This is a genomic window from Paraburkholderia sp. UYCP14C (assembly GCF_004197395.1).
GTDB lineage: Bacteria > Pseudomonadota > Gammaproteobacteria > Burkholderiales > Burkholderiaceae > Paraburkholderia.
The window spans coordinates 1-5,881 of the sequence record NZ_SELS01000147.1 but is presented as its reverse complement, the minus strand read 5'-3'; the positions used below and the strand labels follow the sequence as shown (position 1 = coordinate 5,881).

5 protein-coding genes are annotated in these 5,881 nt (G+C 58.5%); 2 read left to right on the top strand and 3 right to left on the bottom strand.

Translation table 11 applies throughout. The features are described from left to right. Positions 1-658: 658 nt before the first annotated feature. Positions 659-1,171 carry a hypothetical protein gene (locus EVC45_RS43160; protein WP_129964170.1) on the top strand — a complete coding sequence of 171 codons (513 nt, stop codon included), beginning with the start codon at positions 659-661 and terminating at the stop codon, positions 1,169-1,171. 356 nt (positions 1,172-1,527) lie between these two features. On the opposite strand, the gene EVC45_RS43150 is transcribed toward EVC45_RS43160, so the two are convergent. The 3 genes from EVC45_RS43150 to EVC45_RS43140 form a co-directional block, all read right to left on the bottom strand. Continuing rightward, a complete protein-coding gene (locus tag EVC45_RS43150) occupies positions 1,528-1,872 on the bottom strand; it encodes an SHOCT domain-containing protein (protein WP_129964168.1) in 345 nt (114 codons plus the stop codon). Positions 1,873-2,162: 290 nt separating this feature from the next. Then, positions 2,163-2,810, bottom strand: coding sequence for a hypothetical protein (locus tag EVC45_RS43145; protein WP_129964172.1), 648 nt, complete (start codon positions 2,808-2,810; stop codon positions 2,163-2,165). A gap of 444 nt (positions 2,811-3,254) precedes the next feature. Continuing rightward, positions 3,255-4,637: a hypothetical protein gene (locus EVC45_RS43140; RefSeq protein WP_129964167.1), complete on the bottom strand. Its 1,383-nt coding sequence runs from the start codon at positions 4,635-4,637 to the stop codon at positions 3,255-3,257. Between the two features lie 800 nt (positions 4,638-5,437). Here EVC45_RS43140 and EVC45_RS43135 point away from each other — a divergent pair. Next, positions 5,438-5,872, top strand: a complete 435-nt coding sequence (locus EVC45_RS43135) for an alkaline phosphatase family protein (protein ID WP_248295505.1) — start codon at positions 5,438-5,440, stop codon at positions 5,870-5,872. The last annotated feature ends 9 nt before the right edge of the window (positions 5,873-5,881 follow it).

Below are 5,881 nucleotides of genomic sequence, written 5' to 3'. Positions count from 1 at the left end.
ATCATGAACACAATATCCATAACGTTCGGCCCCAGGATCCCGTTTACGCGGGATCGAAATTCAACAGCCTGCTAAGGATTCTGTTCAACGATGAACGTTCGCGCCATGGCGGACTCTCATCTGAGTCGCCGCCGGTACCAGCAGATGCCATGAAGCGCTACCCCTGACGAACGCGATGGAAACAGAAATCTACAAGAGATACGCAATCTACGGGCACTCAAGCCGTGAGGGCGAGGTTTTTGCCGCCAGTGGGACGGTGCTTCATGCGGGGCGACTCATTGGGGCCAGCGGCATACTCGAGCTTTTCCACACGGAGGAAGAAGCGATGACCGCCGGCATCTCATGGGCTCGGGAATGGGTCGATGCTAATACGTAAGAAAGTCGATTCCCTGCCGCGAGATACGACCACTCACGGCGCGAACCGCGAACCTGGCTCTGTGCTCGTCGCCAGAACTTGCCGGATTGCGGCGGGACACTTTGGCCGATTCAATTCCCGTCCGAAGAAGTCGCGACCGGAATGCTCTGAGCTCCGTTGGAACCGTCTCACTGTTTTTTGAGGTACGGTAAACTTTGCCATCAAGGGCTTCTGACTCTTGAGCACCGTTGACCTTAGTAGTATGTCAAGAAAGCACAGGGAATCTTGCCGAGAAAGGCCGAAATGGACATTTTTTACTACTGGCAGAAGTTCGACCAGGACCTGAAGGAAGGAAAGGTCGGGTACTTCGGCTCGGGCAATACCAAAGTATTGGACCTCGCGCAGCGGCTGCCCAAGCGAATCTGGGCTTTCAAGACACCGAAAGGGATGAAAGGCTCCGTCCAGTTGGTCGGGTCGCTACTCGTCAGTGAGACTCCGCGTGTCGCAGTTCCGACCGATTATCCTCACGTGATTTACTACGACCCGTTTTCACCGGAGTCGGTGATTTTCACAGACTCAGGCACGTCGGCACGGATTCAGGAGGTGTCGGGCTACTTCCAGTATCGGTTCCATTCTGCGTTCAGCGCCAACTTCCAGGGCGATGCAGGCCTGCAGGCGATGGAGTCGAATGTCGTCCGTGGGTTTGAAGCCCTTGTCGCTGGCTGGGACACGTGTCAGATGCTGGAACGTGTCAAAGACCGACGAAAAGTTCAGCCCATTAATCCCTTCGCAGCAACTAGCTCGGCGTCAAGGTAGAAAGAGACGGCCGCGTCGCATTATGCAGTGACGGGTGCCGCGACCGACTATCCGGCGCGTTTGAGCCTTGGCCATTTGACCCTCGCTACCCACGACAATCGACGAATGGACCTTTGGATTCAGCCCTGTCAGCGATGCGCCGACCTTTACGGAAAACCGGCCGCGGAGCCGCCACACCCAGACCTCAAGCTTGACGGTGTGGGCGCTGTAGGCGATACGAGGCGAGAAGAGCGCTACATGTGCATGCGATGTCGAGCCGTATTTGCGCGAGTCCTTAAAGGACCACCGTCATCGCGGATCTGGATGCTATTGAACGCCGGGCAGCATTGACTCGCTGCTGGCGGACACCAATCCGATTACAGGCCCTTCAGGATTTCGGCGCGCTTGGCGTCGTACTCTTCTTTGCTGATCAGCCTCCGCTTATGCAGGTCCTCCACATTCGCGAGCCGTTGGCTAGCATCTGAGGCCGGAGATGCAGCGAGAGCTCTTCGGGCTGGGCATGCCTGAACGCAAAGCTTCATCGCGTCGGTGCATTGATGTTGTGCCATGAGCGGAAAAAGTGTGAGTTTTCCGAGGCATTCGGAATAGTTCGCGCTACACGAGTGGGCGCAATCTGAATCGACCTTGTTGGTATCGATCTCGGCAGTGCCGGCACACCCGGCCAGAAGCACCGTCAGCAGCAACAGCGCTTTGTTCATCATGGAACCTGGTTTCTTTTTGGGCTGCAGATCATATCAGGCGCCAGGGTGCTGCGGGTCCTGACGCATTCTGCGCGTCTTCCACAGGCTCGTAGGGCCAACAACTGCATGTTCCGTAGCAGCTGAGGGGCCTGAAATCCAGGCCAACTGCTCATGGCAATATAAAGAGGGTATAAAGCCGACCGGCCGACGCACAGGTGTGCACCATTTTGCGCCACCGCACACCGCGGCAATCGAGACCACATCAAGGCTGTGCCGGCACCTGCGTGTGGAAAAATCGAACGGTACGGGACTTAAGCGAGCGCGCTGAGATCGGGCGCGTTCTGCGACGCCGGCTGCTCGAGCATCATTTTCCGACGGCTTTCCCGCGCGGCGACGCGTTCGTCAAGCTCGCGCTCGAGATCAGCCTCCGCGGCGCCTGGATGCCACGGTGCAGCACCATGCTTCCTTCGAGTCAGGCGCGACAATTCGAGCGCGCGTTTCGCCAGCTTTGCGCACTCGAAGGCCAGCTCGTCGCAGACTTCCGGAACTGCTGCGAATTCCCATGTCGTGGTGACATATTCACGCGCGTAGTGAACGGTCGCCGGGAAGTCGCGCAGCACGGACGTTATCTTGTGATCCAGCCATTTCCATTCGACCGTGGGATAACTGAAGTCGGGCACCTGCACGCCATGCGCCGGCTGACCGCCGTTCGTGCGAATCGTGTCCTTCGCTGCCCAGTCCGCCCGGTGCATCATCGCGCGACAGGTTCGCACGTATTTCTCCAGCGAGAGCGCCACTTCCAGTGCAGTGTTCCGCCGTTCGCGACGATGGTCACGACGGTCCCTGCATGAATTCCAGCCGATCGCCACGATCGAGCTGATGACACCCGAGGGCAGGGCGACCCTGAGCGCGCCCTGCCAGTCGAACTGCCGTACCACGTCAAACCATATCAGTGTCATGTCCTTCACTCTCCGACGCATGCGCCGCCTTCGTGGTTCGCGCCCGCTTTGCGAGCGATTGTACGGGCAGCGCGCGCGGCAGAGGTTGTGAAAAAGCCGCACCGGTAGCGGCGAGTCGCCTCCCGAAAAAGCTGACCTGTCCTGCGTCCTGCCCGCTCCCGCTCATGGCAGGCGTCCCCCTTCGGCGGTCCTTTTTGCGAGCGCCGAAGTAACCGGTAATTGGAATAGATTTCTGCTGATGAAGGTGATAGCGGCAACTATCGGCCCCGTTCATTCACAACGGCGGGCGTAAAGGGCCGAGGCAAAGGTTGTTGTTTCGGAGGGCGGCATGGGCAATCAATCGTCGACCGGATAGTCGCGATCTTCCGACACGCACTGGGCCGGCTGGCCCGATGCGGGTCGTGCCTCATGGAGCAATGGGGTTCGTCGGACGTTACCGCCGACTCACAATAGAACTGCCTGGTGCAAAAGTTCCAGCGCCTTCAATTCGTCCAGTCGGCCCGTGCGTGCCTTACCTGCCAGCGTCTTGATCAATGCTTCCGCGATTGGCGCGATACCGTGGAGATTGTCCAGGCTGGTGACGGGGGCGGGGAGCGGCACGAGGTTCTGCTGCGGAGTTGCAGCGGGCGAAAGCGACTCCACGGATGCCGATGTGGCTGCCGGCAGCTTGCTATCGCTTCCTTCAGAGGCGCGCTCGGCGTCCTCGGCGGGGGCACCGTTTATGTGATCTTGCTGGTTGACGACGATCGCCTCTTTCTCTTCTACGACCTCCGCTGAAGCAGGCGAGGCGCTTTCCGGCTCGATCGCGACGGCCGCCTGCGCGCGCCGCGTGCGCGCCTTCGCAGTGACAGGTTTGCCTGGCGCATCATCCTTCGTTGCGGCCACGATCGGCTCGCGTTGTTCGACGGATGCACGACCGCGCGAAGCGGGAGTGAGCAGCAGCGACACCGACTCGGGAATCTCGGCTTCCGAGCGCGGCGTGTCGAGCCAGCCAGTTGGCAAACCAAGTCCTTCGGTGAACCGGTTTGCCTCGACATCGTCCATGCGTTTCTTGCCATAGAGCCGATGGGCCATGTTGGAGCCAGTCATGGCCATGACCACACCTAGTCTTGCTTTGGATCCGTTGCGAGCCGTGAGGACGTGGAGGTTTTGCCGACGAACATTTTCGATCGTCGCGCTGTCGTCCAACGCCAGCGGTTGCTGCCGGGTCGCTTCAGAAGAGGCTCTGGATCTCGAAGATGAACCTTTTACTGGCGCATGGGCGTCAGTCTGTCTGGCCATTTGGCTTCGAGTTTCTTTGACGGCTCCCGGCGACCCGCCCGTTGCTTTCTTTGGCATTTCCGTTTCCTCGGACAGGTTATCTTCAAGAATGGGTTGTTGGCTGCCGTTCGGGGCGGAAGCCGGCATGAGCGTTTCAGACACAACCTCGGTCTCGTCGTCTGTTTTGACAAAATCGAGCGGTGACTTCAGCCGGGCAATGGTTTCGGGCGCGAGAGCAGGATGGGGCTGGTCAAAGAAACCATGCGGCAGCCCCAGCGTGGTTTCCATATGAAAAGCGGTCTCGGGCGTGAATCTTTCGCCCTTCATCAGTTCAGCCACTCGCGCCATGTTCGAGTCGAGTCCGAGTGCGATATTCTCTGCGCCCACGACATCGACGAGAAACTGAAACGATCGTGTTTTGAAAATCGACCCAGTCTGGGCGGAGTCTCGAGAAGGCGCCTTCACGTACGGTTGTCTCTGCCGGTTGGGCGGAGACTTTTTCGCGTGGTGAGGTTGGTGTTGGCCGCTGTCCCGAGGTCCCGCAAATCGTCCGCGGGGTTGACTCATAAAATAGGGCTCCGTGCGATCATTGATATTCTGACTCTTCAATTATAGACGATGGGCAATGCCGACATCTGATGCGCCAGCCTCTCCATGAAGCGGAAATTGACGTGCGTGACGCACGACTGATAGAGAGGCACAATCCATCCCGGCCATGGGTTTGCCATGCAACGCCTATTCAGCAGGTCCGTGAACGGAAAGATGGTTGGCGAAAAGACGACGCTGCGCCGCGAAAACTGCCCATACGGCCATGAGCCTTCGCTTGTATTTCTGAGAACCACCATAGATCAATTCCCTATTCAGGCTGAGGCCGTCGACCAGTCGTCGCCGTCCGTAGTTGCGCGGTTCCGCGTCGTCCGCGGCGGTGCGTAGGGTTTCGCGGTGGAGCGGGTTGTGCTTCGGTACGGCGCCGTTTTGAACGGGATAAACATGACGAGTTGCTGGCGCAGCCAGGTCTGTATGAATCGCCGCATCGCAAAAGCCGCGCGTCTTTCGATCACTTCCGCTTAACAGGCCGACACACTGTTTCCTCAAACGCGGCGTGTCAACACGATGCCAGCGAGGTCCAGATGCTGGCGAGCCGTTTTGCCAGTTGCTGCGATATGTCCTAAAGTGCTTTCAGCGTGCACGAGCGTCGTCGTGTCACAACTCCGGAGACTGGTCGGCCCCGAAGCGCCGAACTAACGGTCTTTGAACGGGGGGCCAGGTGAAGAGCTAATTGCCCGTGAGAGTTTATGCGTTGGCGGATCTTCATCTACGCGGTACAGCGCGACGAACTGATGCGACGTTCCATCAAAGGAGAAGAAATGTCAGCTCTCGACAATATCGATACGTTCGTGGTGCTGATGCTCGAGAACAGGTCGTTCGACCATATGCTCGGATACCTGAGTTTGTCGGGCAGCAGTGTAAACGGGCTCTCGAATGATCCCTCCTGGTTGCAAAATTTCACCAACGAAAACGCGGGGAAATCCTATCCGATCCATCGGCTCGGACCCGACGTCACATCGATATCTGATCCTCCACACGACCGTGCGCCGATCGCAAGGCAGATCAATACGCCGTGCACGCCCGGAGGCTGTCCCGAGCTCGGTGGATTTGTGCAAAGCTATGCGACTAGCGCCAAACCCCCGCGCGATCTCGGCGATGTAATGGGCTATTACGACGCGCAGACCCTGCGGCGGCTCCGGTTTTTCTGGACACAGAGTTGGGGTAAAACGTGTGATCCAAACTGGAGTAGTTGATGTTGAAGA